Source organism: Hymenobacter sp. J193, assembly GCF_024700075.1.
Taxonomy (GTDB): domain Bacteria; phylum Bacteroidota; class Bacteroidia; order Cytophagales; family Hymenobacteraceae; genus Hymenobacter.
The window spans coordinates 4548468-4564925 of record NZ_JAJONE010000001.1 but is presented as its reverse complement, the minus strand read 5'-3'; the positions used below and the strand labels follow the sequence as shown (position 1 = coordinate 4564925).

17 protein-coding genes and 1 pseudogene are annotated in these 16458 nt (G+C 59.9%); 8 read left to right on the top strand and 10 right to left on the bottom strand.

The annotated features are described in order from the left end of the window. Positions 1-90 precede the first annotated feature (90 nt). The 4 genes and pseudogenes from LRS06_RS19935 to LRS06_RS19920 all read left to right on the top strand — a co-directional run bounded on the left by LRS06_RS19935 (position 91) and on the right by LRS06_RS19920 (position 5412). Positions 91-1020, top strand: coding sequence for an ABC transporter ATP-binding protein (locus LRS06_RS19935; RefSeq protein WP_374679436.1), 930 nt, complete (start codon positions 91-93; stop codon positions 1018-1020). After that, entirely contained in the window at positions 1017-4631 is a 3615-nt protein-coding gene (locus tag LRS06_RS19930; protein WP_257873119.1) for a M1 family aminopeptidase, read from the top strand. The genes LRS06_RS19935 and LRS06_RS19930 overlap by 4 nt, the downstream gene beginning before the upstream one ends. A 72-nt stretch (positions 4632-4703) precedes the next feature. After that, a pseudogene (locus LRS06_RS19925) lies at positions 4704-4847 on the top strand (peptidylprolyl isomerase); the annotation flags it as partial. 127 nt (positions 4848-4974) lie between these two features. Then, the gene (locus LRS06_RS19920; protein WP_257873118.1) at positions 4975-5412 is read left to right on the top strand and encodes a hypothetical protein; all 438 of its coding nucleotides are present in this window, start codon (positions 4975-4977) and stop codon (positions 5410-5412) included. A gap of 55 nt (positions 5413-5467) precedes the next feature. On the opposite strand, the gene LRS06_RS19915 is transcribed toward LRS06_RS19920, so the two are convergent. Further along, the gene (locus tag LRS06_RS19915; RefSeq protein ID WP_257873117.1) at positions 5468-5878 is read right to left on the bottom strand and encodes a hypothetical protein; all 411 of its coding nucleotides are present in this window, start codon (positions 5876-5878) and stop codon (positions 5468-5470) included. Positions 5879-5890: 12 nt separating this feature from the next. Then, positions 5891-6505, bottom strand: a complete 615-nt coding sequence (locus LRS06_RS19910; protein ID WP_257873116.1) for an ACP phosphodiesterase — start codon at positions 6503-6505, stop codon at positions 5891-5893. A 151-nt stretch (positions 6506-6656) separates the two neighbouring features. Between LRS06_RS19910 and LRS06_RS19905 the strand changes: the two genes are divergently transcribed. From LRS06_RS19905 to LRS06_RS19895, 3 genes are all read left to right on the top strand, one after another. Further along, positions 6657-7169 (top strand): pyridoxamine 5'-phosphate oxidase family protein, encoded by a 513-nt coding sequence (locus LRS06_RS19905; protein WP_257873115.1) that lies wholly within the window; start codon positions 6657-6659, stop codon positions 7167-7169. 269 nt (positions 7170-7438) lie between these two features. Beyond that, positions 7439-8131 (top strand): spheroidene monooxygenase, encoded by a 693-nt coding sequence (locus tag LRS06_RS19900; protein ID WP_257873114.1) that lies wholly within the window; start codon positions 7439-7441, stop codon positions 8129-8131. 361 nt (positions 8132-8492) lie between these two features. Beyond that, positions 8493-11441, top strand: a complete 2949-nt coding sequence (locus LRS06_RS19895; protein ID WP_257873113.1) for a leucine--tRNA ligase — start codon at positions 8493-8495, stop codon at positions 11439-11441. 244 nt (positions 11442-11685) lie between these two features. Here the strand turns inward: LRS06_RS19895 and LRS06_RS19890 are convergent, their stop codons facing one another. From LRS06_RS19890 to LRS06_RS19870, 5 genes are all read right to left on the bottom strand, one after another. Then, positions 11686-12135: an NAD(P)-dependent oxidoreductase gene (locus tag LRS06_RS19890; RefSeq protein WP_257873432.1), complete on the bottom strand. Its 450-nt coding sequence runs from the start codon at positions 12133-12135 to the stop codon at positions 11686-11688. Then, on the bottom strand, positions 12062-12337 hold the full coding sequence (locus LRS06_RS19885) for an NAD(P)-dependent oxidoreductase (RefSeq protein ID WP_257873112.1): 276 nt from the start codon (positions 12335-12337) through the stop codon (positions 12062-12064). The genes LRS06_RS19890 and LRS06_RS19885 overlap by 74 nt, the downstream gene beginning before the upstream one ends. 75 nt (positions 12338-12412) lie before the next feature. Further along, on the bottom strand, positions 12413-12856 hold the full coding sequence (locus tag LRS06_RS19880; protein ID WP_196955105.1) for an Rrf2 family transcriptional regulator: 444 nt from the start codon (positions 12854-12856) through the stop codon (positions 12413-12415). A gap of 108 nt (positions 12857-12964) precedes the next feature. Further along, positions 12965-13372: an MmcQ/YjbR family DNA-binding protein gene (locus tag LRS06_RS19875; protein WP_257873111.1), complete on the bottom strand. Its 408-nt coding sequence runs from the start codon at positions 13370-13372 to the stop codon at positions 12965-12967. Positions 13373-13441: 69 nt separating this feature from the next. Continuing rightward, positions 13442-13615 carry a DUF6728 family protein gene (locus LRS06_RS19870; RefSeq protein ID WP_196955103.1) on the bottom strand — a complete coding sequence of 58 codons (174 nt, stop codon included), beginning with the start codon at positions 13613-13615 and terminating at the stop codon, positions 13442-13444. Positions 13616-13750: 135 nt separating this feature from the next. On the opposite strand from LRS06_RS19870, the gene LRS06_RS19865 reads away from it, so the two are divergent. Beyond that, complete coding sequence (locus LRS06_RS19865; RefSeq protein WP_257873110.1) at positions 13751-14212, top strand: nuclear transport factor 2 family protein; 462 nt, start codon at positions 13751-13753, stop codon at positions 14210-14212. Positions 14213-14312: 100 nt separating this feature from the next. Here LRS06_RS19865 and LRS06_RS19860 read toward each other — a convergent pair whose 3' ends face one another. The 3 genes from LRS06_RS19860 to LRS06_RS19850 form a co-directional block, all read right to left on the bottom strand. Further along, positions 14313-15011: an epimerase gene (locus LRS06_RS19860; protein ID WP_257873109.1), complete on the bottom strand. Its 699-nt coding sequence runs from the start codon at positions 15009-15011 to the stop codon at positions 14313-14315. Between the two features lie 69 nt (positions 15012-15080). Continuing rightward, positions 15081-15953 (bottom strand): DMT family transporter, encoded by an 873-nt coding sequence (locus LRS06_RS19855; RefSeq protein WP_257873108.1) that lies wholly within the window; start codon positions 15951-15953, stop codon positions 15081-15083. A 157-nt stretch (positions 15954-16110) separates the two neighbouring features. After that, positions 16111-16410 carry a hypothetical protein gene (locus tag LRS06_RS19850; RefSeq protein WP_257873107.1) on the bottom strand — a complete coding sequence of 100 codons (300 nt, stop codon included), beginning with the start codon at positions 16408-16410 and terminating at the stop codon, positions 16111-16113. Positions 16411-16458: the final 48 nt, after the last annotated feature.

Here is a 16458-nt window from a genome sequence, read left to right as displayed (position 1 = left end):
TTGCTTCGTCCTGAAATAGCGAAGGCAGGCATCGGTAAAGGTGCCTGGCTTTCTTGATTTCAACAAATCAACCGAAGCAACTCCGATACAATGGCAAATCCCCCCTTGGGCCTGAGCATCCGCAACGTCTCCAAACGATATGCGAATGGCGTGCAGGCCTTGCAGAACGTGACGCTGACCATTCCACCGGGTATGTACGGGCTGCTGGGGCCCAACGGGGCCGGCAAATCCACCCTGATGCGCACGCTGGCCACGCTGCAGGAGCCCGACGCCGGGCACATCCTGCTGGGCGACATCGACGTGGTGGGCCAGAAGGAAGCCGTGCGCCAGACCCTGGGCTACCTGCCGCAGGAGTTCGGCGTGTACCCCAAAGCCCGCGCCGAGGACCTGCTCGACTACTTCGCCGTACTCAAAGGCCTCACCCAGCGAGGGGCCCGCCGGCAGGCAGTTGAAGCCCTGCTGCGGCAGACCAACCTCTGGGACGTGCGCCGGCAGCAGCTGGGCGGCTTTTCCGGGGGCATGAAGCAGCGCTTTGGCGTGGCCGTGGCGTTGCTGGGCAACCCCCGGCTGCTGATTGTAGATGAGCCCACGGCGGGCCTGGACCCAGCCGAGCGGGTGCGCTTTCTGAACCTGCTCAGCGAGCTGGGCGAAAACAGCGTGGTTATCCTTTCCACCCACATTGTGGAAGACGTAGCCGAAGTGTGCACCAATATGGCCATCATCCACCAGGGCCGGATTCTGCTCGAAGCTCAGCCGCTGGAAGCCGTGGCCGCTCTCAACGGCCGTATCTGGCGCAAGCTGACCGACAAGCCCGCCCTGCCGGCCCTGGAACAGGAGCACCGGGTGATTTCGGCCAAACTGCTCAGCGGCCGCATTCTGGTGCATGTGTACAGTCCGGAAGCTCCCGGCCCCGGATTTGAGTTAGTGCAGGCCGATCTGGAAGACGTTTATTTCAGTGCCATGACGGGCTGCTTTGGTACGGCCGTTGAGCAGCAGCAAGCGGAGGCAGTAGGGCTATGAAGTTTCAACGGATTTTTGCGCTGGAGTTCAGCTACCAGCTGCGCCGCGGGGCTACCTGGCTCTACTTCGGAGTCCTGTTACTCATCACGTTTCTGGTGGTCATTGCCAACTACGCCTCCGATGCGCGGGACGGGTATATTTTACTGAATGCGCCCATCGTCATGGCGGCCGTCACAGTTATCAGCTGCGTGTTTTGGCTGGTGATAGGCGCCTCCGTGGCGGGCGAGGCGGCGGCCCGCGACGTGCAGACGCGCATGCACTTGCTCACCTACGCGGCCCCCGCCAGCAAAGCCGCCTACCTAGGCGGGCGGTTTCTGGCCGCCTTTGCCCTGAATGCACTCCAATTGCTCTCAATTCCGGTGGGTATGCTGCTGGCCATGCACTTTGCCGGGGTAGAAGCCGAGATACTGGGGCCGTTCCGGGTGGCACCCTACCTGACGACCTTCTTCTTTATCGCGCTGCCAAACGCCTTTTTCGCCACGGCCATGCAGTTTTCGGCGGCGGCGCTTAGCCGCCGGGCCCTGGCCAGCTACCTGGTCGGCGCGGCATTGTTCGCGGCGGCCTACACGATCTGGCCGCTGCTGGAAAAAGGGGGAGCGTGGGGCAATCTGGCCGACCCGATGAGCTTTGGCCCGGTGCTGAGCCATTTGTCCGTTGACTGGAGCCCCCTGGAGAAAAACACGCGGTTTCTGCTGCTGGAGGGCTCCTTTCTGGCCAACCGCCTGCTGTGGCTCGGCCTCTCGCTGGCCCTGCTCGCGTTTACCTACTTCCGGTTTCAGCTGGCACTGCCCGAAACAAGCCGCCAAAAGCAGTCGGGTAATCGGCCAAAGTCAGCGGTGACGCTCCAAGAGAAGCTGTCCTGGGGCAACGGGGAAGCGCTGCCGCCGGCCCGGGGCGTGTACGGGTGGGCCACGCAGCTACGCCAGTTGCGCCTCATCACCTGGAAATCCTTTGTGCACCTGGCTCAAAGCCGGGCCGGGCTGCCCCTGCTGGCTGTGCTGGCCCTGGTGGTGGGCCTGACGGTGCAAGGCAACCTGAAGGGCCGGGGCACGCCCCTGCTGCCCCGCACCGATTTTGTGGCGGAGTATCTGACCTCTTCCCTGGCGCAGCCGGAGCGTTTCTGGATCATCCTGGTGCTGCTCACCATTTTCTACGCCGGCGAGCTGGTGTGGCGGGAGCGGGAAGCCGGCTTGAGCGACATTGCCAACGCGGCGCCGGTGCCGGAATGGGTGCTGCTGCTGAGCCGCTTTCTGGCGCTAAGCCTGGTGCTGGTGGCCTGGCTGGCCTTGCTGATGATGGCCGGAGTGGCGGCGCAGGTGGCCATTGGGGGCGCTGCGCCCGAAATCGGGTTGTACCTGCAAACCCTTTTCGGACTGCAGCTGGTGGATTGCCTACTTTTTGCCCTGCTGGCCCTGCTGGTGCACGTGCTGGTCAATCAGAAATTCCTGGGGCATCTGGTAGCGCTGCTGGCCTACGGGTGCATTGCCTTTGCCTCTACCCTGGGCGTTGAGCACAAGCTGCTCATCTACGGCGCCAGCCCGCCGTGGTCGTACACCGACATGGCCGGTTTCGGCTCGTCTTTGGCGCCCTGGCTGTGGTTTAAGGCGTACTGGGTGGCGTGGGCGCTGCTGCTGACGGTAGTGGCGCGGCTGTTCTGGGTGCGCGGCCGGCAAAACAGCGTGGCCGCGCGGCTGCAGCTGGCCCGACGGCGTCTCACGCCGGCCAACCTCTTGGTTTCGGCCGCGGCCGTAGCCGGCATCCTGCTGTTGGGCGGCTTCATCTTCTACCACACCAACGTGCTGAATGGCTACCTCAGCCCCCCGGCTGCCAAGGCGCAGCGCGCCGACTACGAGCGGCGCTACCGCCGCTACCTGAACATACCCCAGCCTCAGCTGACCGCCGTAAACCTGCAGGTGGAAATCTACCCCCGGCAGCGCGCCGCGACGATACGGGGCACCTACCTGCTGGTCAACCGCAGTCCGGCTTCCATCGACTCGGTGCACCTGGCTACCGGGGCGGGCGTGGAAACCGCCGCCATTCAGCTCGACGGGCCAGCTAAGGAAGTTTTGCTGGATGCGGAGCACGGCTACCGCATTTACCGCCTGGCCCAGCCCCTGCTCCCCGGCGACTCGCTGCGCCTTAGCTTTCGGGTAAAGCACCAAGCGCGGGGCTTTACCAACGATGCCGCCGCCGCGCAGGTGCTGGCCAACGGCACCAGCTTCCGGAACCTGGAGTGGCTGCCGGTCATCGGCTACCAGCCCTACCGGGAGCTGGACGAGGCCGGAGCCCGCAAAGCGCACGGCCTGAGCGCCCGGCCCGCCACCTACTCGCTCTACGATACGGCCGCCCGGCGCTACGCCCCGTTTCCCGAGCAAATCCGCTTTGAGGCCGTAGTGGGCACCGATGCGGGCCAGACAGCAGTAGCGCCAGGCACCCTGCGCCGGACCTGGGCAAAACAAGGCCGGCGCTACTTTCACTACGCTACCGATGCGCCCATTCGCAATGAATACACCTTTTTCTCGGCCGACTACGCGCTGCAGGAAGGGACGTGGCGCAGCCCGTCGGCCGGGCCCAATCAGGAGGTTGACATCCAGATTTTCTATCCGCCGGGCCAGACGGAAAATCCGGCGCGCATGATGAGCAGCGCCCGGGCGTCGCTGGAGTATTACACCCGGCAGTTCGGGCCCTACCCGCACCCGCAGCTCCGCTTTGTAGCCCATGCCAGCTACGCCTTCGGGCACCACGCCGCGCCCATCAACATTACCGCGGAGGAAGGCTTTTTCTTGTTGAATCCCAAGGCTGACGAGCGGGGCTTTGATTTGTTGACGGCCGTGGTGGCGCACGAAGTGGCGCACCAGTGGTGGGGCAATCAGCTCAAGCAAGCCTATGTGGAGGGCGCCGGCCTGATTACCGAGAGCCTGGCCTGGTACTCGGCTATGGGCGTGCTGGAGGACCAGTACGGTCCGGAGCACCTGCAGGCGCTGCTCAGCTTCCTGCGGGAAGAAAACGAGACCCCGCGCACCCGCGCCGCCAAACCGCTGCTGCAAGCCGACGACTTTTACCAGAACTACCGCAAAGGGCCCTTTGCGCTGTACACGCTGAGCCAGTACATCGGCCGCGACCGGGTAAACGGGGCGCTCCAGAACTTGCTGGCCCGGCACCGCCCCGGAACCCTGCCCTTCGCCACTTCGCTGGACCTCTACCGGGAGCTGCAAACGGCCACGCCGGATTCGCTCCACCCCCTGCTGCATGACCTGTTCGAGGCCAACACCTTCTGGGAACTATCAATAGAAACCGCTTCTGCCCAACAACTCAAAAGCGGTAAATGGCAGGTGACGCTCACCCTGCAGGCCAGCAAGCTGGTCGTGGATAGTGCTGGCACCGAGACCAAACTGCCAATGAAGGAGTGGGTGGAAATCGGGGCCTTCGCTCCTGCCGCCGTGGGCAAAGAGAAAGGCAAGCTGCTCTATCGGCAAAAGCACCTGCTGAAATCCGGCCGGCAGACGATTGTGCTGACGGTAACTGACCGGCCGGCTGAAGTCAGTGTTGATCCACGTCAGTTGTTGACTGATTGGAGGGCAGAGCATAACCGCCCAGTGACCCTGCCTTAATACCACCACATCAACTCTATCATTCACCCGCCATATTGCTTTCCATTACTCCCGCCCGCGTGGAAATTTGGTGACGAGATGGTGAAAATGGACTTCAACCACCCCCTGGCCGGCATGGTCATGCACTTCGACGGCAAAGTAGCCGCCGTGCGCGACGCCACCCGCGAGGAGCTGGACCACGGCCACGTGCACGGCGAAGGCGGGCACCATCACTAAGAGTTCATATAGTTTGCGGCAACGGCCCATTTTGCTCCTGCGAAATGGGCCGTTGGTATTGTAGGTTAGTTTACAGTGTTCGGTTACTTGCTACCTGCTTTCTTTGGATAAATTTTACTATCCTTCCATGACTTATTCTCCTCGGTTTGCCCGCTTGGCGTCTTGGACTCTCCTGGCTGCTGTCGTCACGCTGGCGGCCTGTGATGCTAAAAAAGATGAAGAGCCAGCTCCCATCACCGGCCGCTGGAATCTGGTAACCCAGCACAGTATGTACACCGATGCAACCAGCGGGGCAACCTTGCAGGAGCTAAACCAGCCTGGCGCCGCGGGCGACTATCTGAACCTCTCCGCTACGACCCTGAATGAGTACCGGGCCGACATGCTTTCTTTCACGATGGATTACACCCGCGACGGGAATACCCTCACGCTTCAAAGCCCCAGCCCACGCATCAACTACTCCCGCGAGATTATCGAGCTGACGGGCAGCAAGCTGGTGCTGCGCTACAAGCTGCCGGCTATTGTTATGAATCAAGTCGTCACGATCAACGCGACGTACTCGCGTTGATAGAAACAAATCCGGGTTGTTGACGACAGCGTTGTATTGGTGACCAGCTGAGAAATTAGTCCAGCGTGAAAGTCCCTGTTTCTTCAAACAGCGGATCACAGATCAACCTATCTTCTGCTAAACGATAGGTCATAAAATAGTCTACTGAGTAGCCTTCGGCCGTCAGCAGCCTGATTTGCAAGGCGTCAGTAGCAGGAGTATCCAACGAAAACCGCAGGCGTACATCCAATCCTATTGCTCCGACGTTGCTGACGCCGGTTGTGAGTTGATGCCGGATACTCTGTTCCAGCAATTCCAGCAACGGCTGTGACTCCGGCAGATCTTCAGCCGCTCCGGCAACCACTGGAACCAATGTACCATCGGCTTTCTGAACTGCACCGAAAGGATAAAACTCTCCCGCCTCCGTCAGAAAATGCTTGGCTTGTTGCACCACCATGTTTTTAACCGCTTCTATTGCTTGCTCCATATTTGTCATAGGCTAAATGCTGTGTATTTCAGCAATTGCTCCCGCCCGCAGTTCCGGCCAGAACTCCCGGAAATCGGCCTCATAGGTGGGCAGCTCCGCCAGAAACGCGGCCGCGCCAGTAGCCAGCACCTCGGCTTGGGGTACACGGCGGCTTAGGCCCAGCAAGGCATTGCGCAGGCCCTTGGGGTGGGCGTAGCCGGTAAGCCAGTCGCCCTGGCGCATGTACTGGAGCATGTGCTGCAGGCGCGGGGGCAGCTCGGCGCGGCGGGCGTGCAGCAGGGCGTACAGGCGCTGAGCAAACGCGGGCAGCGGCTCGGCGGCATCGTAGTGAAACCCGGCGAAGTCGCGGGCCAGCAGGTGGTCAAAGCCCACGTCGGACACGACGCCGGCCCACTTGCCCAGCCCGGCCACGCGCAGGCGGGCGGTGGTACGGCGCACCACGGGGTGGGCATCGGTAAACGAGTCGATGAAGCGGTGGAGGCGGATGCCGCGCTGTACGGCCGGCGGGTAGGCCAGCACGGCGGCGCGGCCCCGTACGGCCTCGGCGGCGAAGTTGCCGACTACAATATCCTCGTAGTCGGGCGTGGTGGGCGGGCCGGAAAGCAGCAGGTGCGCGAGGAAGTTCATTGGAGGCGGAAGTTCGGGAAAATCCGGGCAACCTGAGGTGCAACCGAACCCGACCGTAGCGCGGGCCGTACTTCTGGCAGGCCCACTTTGGTGGCCCGGCCCGCCTGCGCGGGTTGTTTCTCTGATTTACTGTTCTTCAACCTCCTGCCCCATGGCCGACCAAACACCCGTCACCAACGACCTCACTACCCTCCTGGAAAAAATCAAGGACGTGCGCATTGCCATGCTCACCACCACCGACGAGGACCACTCCCTGCGCAGCCGCCCCATGTTCACGCAGAAGCCCGACGGCTCGGGCGCGCTGCTGTTCCTGACCGACAAGGAATCGGCGAAAGTATACGAAGTGAAAAAGGACAGCCAGGTAAACCTAAGCTTCGCCAACCCCGAAAGCAACGTGTACGTCTCGGTTTCGGGCCGCGCCAACGCGTACCGCGACCAGGCCAAGATTGATGAGCTGTGGAGTGAGCCCATGCGCGCCTGGTTTCCCGGCGGCAAAGACGACCCCAGCATCTATATCCTGAAAGTAGAAATCGACAAAGGCGAGTACTGGGATACGCCCAGCTCTGTGCTGACGCGGGCTTACGCCTACGTGCGGGCCCTGGCCACCGGCGAGCGAAGCAAAGCTGACGACGTGAACGAACACGCTAAAGTGAATGTGCAGTAACCCTGCTAGCATTTTAAGAAAAAGGCCGGAAGCAGTTCCGGCCTTTTTTATGCATTGGGCAACCAGAGGCTAAAAAGCTCCCCTCCTTTTTAAAAGAGAGTAGCCGCAGGTCGGGGCAGGAAAATTTGTTAGAACGATGGTTAGAGCAAGCAAATCCTTCCTTGACTTGTTAACTCTAATCTTGTAGCTCTAGTTTTACCACGCCGCCCTCCGGGCACCCCTCCTTTTGGAAGGAGGGGAACTAGCCTGTAGTTTATAACTCTCCTCCCTTGCCCCTGACCACTATTTCCCTGCTTACCCTCCACCCCAACCAGAAGCGCTGGGGGTTTGCGCAAATGGGCACCGCCCAACGCCCCCTGCAGCGCGTACCCGGGCTGCGGTTTCAGAAGCTGCTCGGCAGCGGGGCCGGGGGCTTTGGGGCGCTGCCCAACCTGTTGCGCTACGGCTTTATGGCGGTTTGGGAGTCGGAAGCGGCGGCGGCGGATTTCTTCACTACTCACCCGCTGTGGCGGGAGTACGAGCAGCGGTGTCAGGAAATCTGGACGGCGCACCTGGCCCCGATCAAGTCGCACGGGCGCTGGGACAAGCAAAACCCGTTTGATTACCCCGATACCACTCAGGCGGTCGATGGCCCCATAGCGGTGCTTACCCGGGCCTCTATTCGCTGGCACAAAACGCCGCGCTTCTGGCGCTACGTGGCGCCTACCAGCGCTACCATTGCCCAGGCGCCCGGCGTGCTGGCCGCTATTGGCCTGGGCGAGCTGCCGGTCGTGCGTCAGGCCACCTTCAGCTTGTGGACCTCGGCCCAGGCCATGCAGGACTACGCTTACCGCAGCGAAAAACACAAGGAAGTAATCAGGCTCACCCGCCAGGAAAACTGGTACGGTGAGGAGCTGTTTGCGCGGTTCCGGGTGCTCAGCAGTAGCGGAACCCTCGACGGCCGGAATCCGGCACAGGAGTAGGCCGGTCAGTGGCCCGGTGCTTTAGGTACTGCTTAGCTGAAAAACGCATTCGAGCAAGGCGAAACAGGGTTCGAGCAACACCAAACACCCTGCGACTAAAGCGAAACACGTCCCGACTAGAGTAAAACACCCTGCGGCCAATCGGAAATACGTCTTGCCTAAAGCGAAACACTCCAAGACCACTCGAAAACACGTCCTGACCAAAGCAAAACACCCTTCGACTAACCTGAAACACCCTACGCCCTGGGTGTAACCCCGCCTTGTCAGGCTCCGGCCTCTCCCCTGAAAAGCGCCCCGGGGATGAAACGGCATTTCCCGGCATTTCCGCTTAATTTCGCCCTTTCACTCGCAGCAGAATCCCATGCCCGGCTATTATCCCCAGGATATTGAGAAGAAGTGGCAAGCCCACTGGAAAGAGCACCACACGTTTAAGGCTGAAAATCAGTCGGACAAGCCCAAGTACTACGTGCTGGACATGTTCCCGTACCCCAGCGGCGCGGGCCTGCACGTCGGCCACCCGCTGGGCTACATTGCCTCCGACATCGTGGCCCGCTACAAGCGCCTGCAGGGCTACAACGTGCTGCACCCCATGGGCTTCGACTCGTTTGGCCTGCCCGCCGAGCAGTATGCTATCCAGACCGGCCAGCACCCGGCCCTGACCACGGAACAGAACATCGACACCTATATCCGGCAGCTCAACTCTCTGGGCTTCAGCTACGACTGGAGCCGGGAGGTGCGCACCTCCGACCCGCAGTACTACAAGTGGACGCAGTGGATTTTTCTCAAGCTGTTCAACTCCTGGTACAACCTCGACACGAACAAAGCCGAACCGCTCAAAACCCTGCTCGACAAGTTCCAGCAAAACGGCAGTGAGGGCATCCGCGCGGCGGGTGATGAGGAAGAGCGTCACGCCTTCACGGCCGGCCAGTGGCAGAGCTTCACTGAGAAGCAGAAGCTGCAGGCCGTGCACCCCTACCGCCTGGCCTATCAGCAGGATACGTACGTGAACTGGTGCCCCGGCCTGGGCACGGTGCTGTCGAATGACGAAGTAAAGGACGGCCTCTCGGAGCGCGGCGGCTTCCCCGTGGAGCGCCGCCTGATGCCCCAGTGGAACCTGCGCATCACCGCCTACGCCGACCGCCTCCTCCAGGGCCTCGACAACCTCGACTGGCCCGACGCCGTGAAGGAGATGCAGCGCAACTGGATTGGCAAAAGCATCGGGGCCGAGGTAACGTTTGCCGTGCAAGGCCACGAGCAGGCCCAGATCAAGGTGTACACCACGCGCGTAGACACCATCTACGGCGCGACCTTTCTGGTGCTGGCGCCCGAGCACGAGCTGGTGAAAGAGCTGACCACGCCGGAGCAGCAGCAGGCCATTCAGGACTACATCGACGCCACCAAGCGCCGCTCGGAGCGCGACCGGATGGCCGATACCAAGACGGTTTCGGGCGCTTTCACCGGCGCCTACGCCCTGAATCCGTTTACGAACGAACCTATTCAGATCTGGATTGCCGATTACGTGCTGGCGGGCTACGGCACCGGCGCCGTAATGGCCGTGCCCAGCGGGGACCAGCGCGACTACGTATTTGCCAAGCACTTCCAGCTGCCTATTGTGCAGGTAGTAGATGCCCAGCAGATTGACGAGCAGGCCGACCCCACCAAGGAAGGCAAGTACCTGCACGGCCTCATCCAGGGCCAGAGCTACAAGCAAGCTACCCAAACCCTGATTCAGGAGCTCGAAGCGCGCGGCATCGGCAAGGGCAAAACCAACTTCCGCATCCGCGACGCCATCTTCGGCCGCCAGCGCTACTGGGGCGAGCCTATCCCGATTTACTACAAGGAGGGCGTGGCCTACGGCGTGGCCGAAGCCGACCTTCCCCTGGTGCTCCCGGAAATCGACGAGTACAAGCCCACCGAAACCGGCGAGCCGCCCCTGGGCCGCGCCAAGGACTGGAAGTACAAAGGCCAGTACGAGTACGAGCTGAGCACCATGCCCGGCTGGGCCGGCTCCAGTTGGTACTACCTGCGCTACATGGACCCGCAGAATACCGGCCGTTTTGTGGGCGAGGAACCCGAGCAGTACTGGCAGCAAGTGGATTTATACATGGGTGGCGCAGAGCATGCTACGGGTCACCTGCTCTACTCCCGCTTCTGGCACCTGTTCCTGAAAGACCTGGGCTTGGTTTCAACTCCTGAGCCCTTCCAGAAGCTCATCAACCAGGGCATGATCTTGGGACGTTCGAACTTTGTATATTTCCTTAATGTGACATGGAATACGTGGCTAGCGGATGGGGAAGATGCTGCAAAAATTCCTATGCCAATTGTTTATATATCTAAACCTATGTTAGAACGTTTTCTCGCTGGGAAACAATCTAACAAAGATGAGGAACTAGTAAATACGGGGATTGATCAGGCAGCAAAGCAGTGGGGAGAGAAGCATAAGCGCACTTTCACAGCTGGCGTTATAAGTTATGAACATTCCTTTGCCGGACATGTCGATGTTAATATTGTTACTGATGATATTCTTGATATAAAAGCTGCAAGAAACTGGCGACCAGATTTTGCAGAGGCAGTCTTTATAAATGAACCAAACGGCAATTACGTGTGTGGAGTCGAAGTCGAGAAGATGTCGAAGTCGAAGTACAACGTGGTAAATCCCGATGTACTAATCGAGAAGTTCGGGGCTGATGCGCTGCGTTTGTACGAAATGTTCCTGGGGCCGCTGGAGCAGTTCAAGCCCTGGAATACCAACGGTATGAGCGGCGTGGCGGGCTTCCTGAAGAAGCTCTGGCGCCTCTACCACCCCCAGGATGGCAACTTCGCCGTAACCGACGAGGCCCCGAAACCCGCCGAGCTGAAGGCCCTGCACAAAGCCATCCGCAAGGTGGAAGAGGATATCGAGAAGTTCTCATTCAACACCACCGTCAGCGCCCTGATGATTACGGTAAACGAGCTGACTTCCCTCGACACACACAAGCGCGCCGTGCTGGAGCCGCTGGTGGTACTGGTGTCGCCCTACGCCCCGCACCTGGCCGAGGAGCTGTGGCAGAAGCTGGGCCACGCGCCCGGCTCCATCAGCTCGGCTTCCTACCCCGAGTTCCGGGAGGAATACCTGGTGGAGGATGTGGTAAACTACCCGGTAGCCATCAACGGCAAGGTGCGCGAGCAGCTGCAGTTCCCGGCCACCGCTACCCCCGCCGAAATCGAAGCCGCCGTGCGCGCCTCCGACTTCCTGGCCCGCTTCGCCGATGGCAAAGAAGCCAAGAAGATTATCGTGGTGCCCGGCCGCATGGTGAACGTGGTGGTATAGTTGCGTTTACCCGAAAAGGAAAAGGCCCGCTGGAAAAATCCGGCGGGCCTTTTTTAGCTAAAGCTAGTTCCCCTCCTTTTTGAAGGAGGGGTGCCCGCAGGGCGGGGTGGTTTAGGCTAGAGCTAGAAGATTAGAGCTAGTAAGCCGTTCAGATGGTTTTCTAGCTTCTAACTCTAGTTTAACCACCCCGACCTGCGGCCACCTCTCCTTCAAAAAGGAGGGGAACTAGCCCCTTAGCTAAACCCTAATATGCGGCGGTGAAGCGCTGGCGGCTGTGCTTGGGCTGCTCTACTTCGTCCAGGATGGCCACGGCCAGGTCTTCGCCCGACAGAATGCTGCGGCCTTCTTCGTTGAACACCGGGCTTTCGAGCCCGAGGCGGTAGTGGCCCGTGCGGCCCGTGCTGATACCGGGGTGCATTTCAATGGCGGGGCTGACGAAGGTCCAGTCGAGGGTATCGTTGTTTTTCAGCTCGTTGAGGTAGTCGCGAGCGGCGGTGGCGCCGGCCTTGTACTCCGCGGGGAACTGGGGGCCGTCTACCAGCTGCTGCCCATCAATGTACAAGCTGCCGGCCCCGCCAATGGCAATCAGGCGTGGCACTCCAGCCTTCTCGGTAGCAGCTTCAATGTCGCGGGCGCCCTGCAGGAAGTCGTGGTAGAGGTTGGGGTTGGCCCAGCCGGCGTTGAAAGAGTTGATAACGACGTCGTGGCCGGCCAGCTGCCGGGCGGTTTCCTCCAGCTTGGTTTACGTCGCCGGTCACTACAGTCAGGTTAGCGTGCCGGGTGGTGAGTCTGGTAGGGTCACGCACCAGGGCCGTTACCTGGTGGCCGCGGTTGAGGGCTTCGGTCAGGAGCTTTGAGCCGACGAACCCGGTGGCTCCGATGAGGGCAATTTTCATAGGTAAAAAGGGTATGGTGAAGAGAAAAAGAAAGATTTATTGCAACCACTGCAGTTACAATTGAAGACAAAAAAATTAGCTGCTAGCCGCAGCTTTGGCCTGAATATCCGTGGTGACCTGGGCCAGCAGCACGCCAGCCAACTGCTGCTCCAGGGCCGCCTGGGCGCGCTGCAGGGTGGCATTGAGTGCTGCCTGAATATGGCGCCCCACGGGGCAGGCCGGGTTTGGCTGGTCGTGCACGCTGAACAGCTGGCCTTCAGCCACCACCTCCACCGCCCGGTACACCTCCAACAGGGAAATAGCCCGCGGAGAGCGGGTCAGAAACGTGCCGCCCGAAGCCGGCCGCACTTCTACCAGCCCGGCCTTTTTCAGCTGCCCCAGAATACGCCGAATCACGACGGGGTTGGTATTGACACTTCCGGCCATGCGCTCCGAGGTCAGCAGCGCGTCGCCGGGCTGCTGCAGAGCCAGCAGGGAAAGCACATGAACGGCCACGGAAAAACGACTACTGATTTGCATAGGGGCAACAGGTGGAGGAAAAAAGCCAGCTCCAAGCGTTGGCAGAGCAAAGATACGCATTGTAACAAAACCAGTTACAGTAAAGCATGAAAAAAAGAGGCGAAGCTGCTACTCCGCCCTGGATTTTTCAGGCCTAAAATCAGGTTGATACCCTTCCGTTTGCTCGGCCTCGGTTAACTCTTCGCGCAGCTTTTTTGGCAAGGAAGCGCGCACCAGCTCATAGGAATGGTCGATAAGCTCGCGCAGCTGGCGGCCGGGGATGCCGGTACCGACCAGCACCGTGTTCCAGTGCTTTTTGTTCATATGGTAGCCGGGCAACACGTAGTCGTGCTGCTCGCGCAACTCTACGGCGCGCTCCGGGTCGCACTTCAGGTTGATGCTGCCGAAGGTGTCGATATCGGTGAGGGCAAACACTTTGCCGCCCACTTTAAATACCAGGGTTGAGGGACCGAACGGAGTTTCTTCGCTCACCCCCGCTTTCAGCAGGCAATAGTCGCGGAAGTCTTCGATGTTCATGCTATTGCCAGAACTGCTTGTTAATTGAATGCCGGCTACCAACATGTGTTGCTGACAGCCGACATCTAACTACCGGAGAAACCACCGATACAGCAACACCAGAAAGCCGACCAGAAACATGGCCATGCTCAGCTTATTGATGAAGTGCATGGTGCGCAGGTTGAAGTTGGTATGGCGCGTGGGGTCGTTCTTGCGGAAAAAATACCCAAAAACGGGACCCAGATTAAACAAGTCTTTACGCATGAGGCAGAGGTTTTAGGACTACTAAGGTAACAACTCCCACCACAGAAAGATTTACCCCGCCCGTAAATTGCGGAACCGCTGCAACTGCCGTCCCGCAGCGGCGTCGTTACGGCCCAACGCTAACCCCCTCCCTGTATGCGCCCTTTCTACGCTCTTCTCGCTGGCCTACTGTTTACCGCCGCTGCCGCTCATGGTCAAAGCCCGGCTTCGGACACGGAAGCGGTTAAACAAACCATCAACCGCTTCTTTGAGGGCATGCGCAAAACCGACAGCACGCTCATTCGCAGCACGCTGGCGCCTACGGTCGTGCTGCAAACCATCAGCAACCGCGGCGGCAAAACGCAGGTGCAGACGGAAAACGTAGCCGCCTTCCTGAAGGCCGTGGGCACGCCGCACCAAGGCGTGTACGATGAGCGCATCAGCTTTGAGCGGGTGCTTATCGACGCGCAGCTGGCCAGCGTCTGGACGCCCTACCAGTTCTACGTCAGCGACAAGTTCAGCCACTGCGGCTACAACTCCTTTCAGCTGGTGAAGCTGGCCGAGGGCTGGCGCATTGCCTACATCATCGACACGCGCCGCAAGGACGGGTGCAAGTAGTATTTCCTTGTTATCCTACGCTCTACGAAGGACCTTCTCACGGTAAAACAAATTTGTTAGCCCGCAGAAGACGCAGAAGTTTCCGCAGAAGGCGCGGAGGTTATTCAGCCGTGAGAAGGATAATAGGATTGCCATACCCTGTGGCCGCCGTCACGATATCCGACACTTCCAACACTGGCTTTGCGTAGCCACGTTGCGACACGTGTAGCATAGCTTGCCCCAGCTCCGCCAGCGTGGATACATACTTCGGCATGAATCGACGCAGCGCCGGATATAGCCAGCCGAAATACTTGTAGTACGACAGCACATGCTGCTGACCCGGTGTGGCACGCAGGAAACCGGGGCGGAACATGTAGGCCTGCCGGAAGCCTAGTGCCCGCAATGCGTTTTCGGTTTCGCCCTTCACGCGGGCCCACATCTGGCGGCTGCGCAGCGTATCGTCGGTACCCGCGCCCGATACGTAGCAGAACGTGAGGTCGGGGCCGTTGTGGGCGAGCAGCGTTTGGGCAAAGTGCAGGGTGAGGTCCTGGGTGAGGCGGCGGTACTCGGGTTCCTTCATGCCCACCGACGACACGCCCAGGCAGAAAAAGCAGGCGTTGTAGCCCGTCAGCTGGTCCTGGATGGGTGCCAGATTATGGAAATCTGTGTGGATGATTTCCCGCAGCTTGGGGTGGATCCGGCCGCTGGCCCCCCGGCTGATGCTGAGCACCTGCTCTACCTGTGGGCTGTTCAGGCATTCCAGCAGCACACCCTCTCCCACCATGCCCGTGGCTCCGGTCAGGATTACGCGTAGTTTCATGGCAGGGCAGACGAACGAGCGAGGCGGATGTTTTTTAACGAGCGGCTTAGGCTGGTAAAGTTCCGCGCCCTACTCGCCATGCAGCGCCGGTACGGGGCGCTGGCTAGTGAGCGTAGCCCCTACGCTGGCCAGCACGATGAAGCCCACCGCCAGCCACTGCCACCCCGACAGCTGCTCGCTCAGCAGCAGCCACCCCGAAACGGCCGCCGCTACCGGCTCCAGGCTCATCAGAATGCTGAAGGTGCGCGTCGGAAGGGACTTGAGGGCCCGCATTTCCAGGGTGAAAGGCAGAATGCTGGAAAATAGCGCCAACCCAGCGCCCTGCAGCAAGAGTTGCGGCGTCAGATGCAATAAGCTGCCGCTCGCTACGGCAAATGGCAGCACAGGCAGCACCGCAAAGAGCATACCCACGGCAACGGCTACCGAACCGGGTAGTACGGCGGCAGTGCGTTGTCCCAGTACGATGTAAATAGCCCAGCAAGCTCCCGCAGCCAGGGCGTAAGCCATGCCGATGAGGTCGATACCCTGACCACTCCACGGCGTGATAAGAGCAATGCCCAGGCCCGCCAAGGCCACCCAAACCGCATCCAACCAGCGCCGGGAGCCGCTTAGGGCCAGAGCCAGCGGGCCGATAAACTCCAACGTTACGGCCAGACCGAGCGGTATGCGCGCCAGTGAGCAGTAGAAGAGGAAATTCATGAGCCCCAACGCCAGGCCGTAGGGCACCACGGCCCGCCACTGCGCAGCCTGCAGCTGCCCCAGCCGCGGCCGTACCACCGCCAGCAGCACCAGGGCCGACAGACCAATGCGGAGGCTCGTGGTACCGGCCGCCCCCAGCAGCGGAAACAAGCCCTTAGCCAAGGCAGCCCCTGCCTGTACACTGATAATGGCAAACAACACGGATGGTACCGCCGGCAAGGAAAACCGAGAAGCGTTAGACATTATCCGAGCTTAAAATTCGTATAGACCGCAGCCTCGTAGGCATTAATCGTATACTCTGATACTGAAATTGAATTATAAGAGAATTGCCCAAGGATACAGCCCATTTTAATCAAATGCATTCTGAGCTCTTTCTCCTCGTTCTACTAGAGACGTGAACTCAGTCACCATATCCCATAAGTCCGCATCCTTCCTGAACAGCCTTTTGCAGAATTGCCATAAAAGCCTCACGTTCTTCAGGTAAGGAAGCTGCTTGAGGCTGTCGTTTTAGCTTCAGCAGCATGCCCGCCACAATTTCACTACCCCAGCGAAACTTGCCGTAGTAATCAAACCACGGTTCAATGATTCCTTCAGCCTGTAGCTGATAGAATAATTCATCCTTTATTCCACCACCATACTGTAAGAAGAGGTCTTTGCTAGATGGATTTTGGCTGTCCTGAATAAAGTAGAAATCCAGCATATCTAACCTCCTAGGACAAAGTAGAAGTACTTGGATCTACCGTTTACA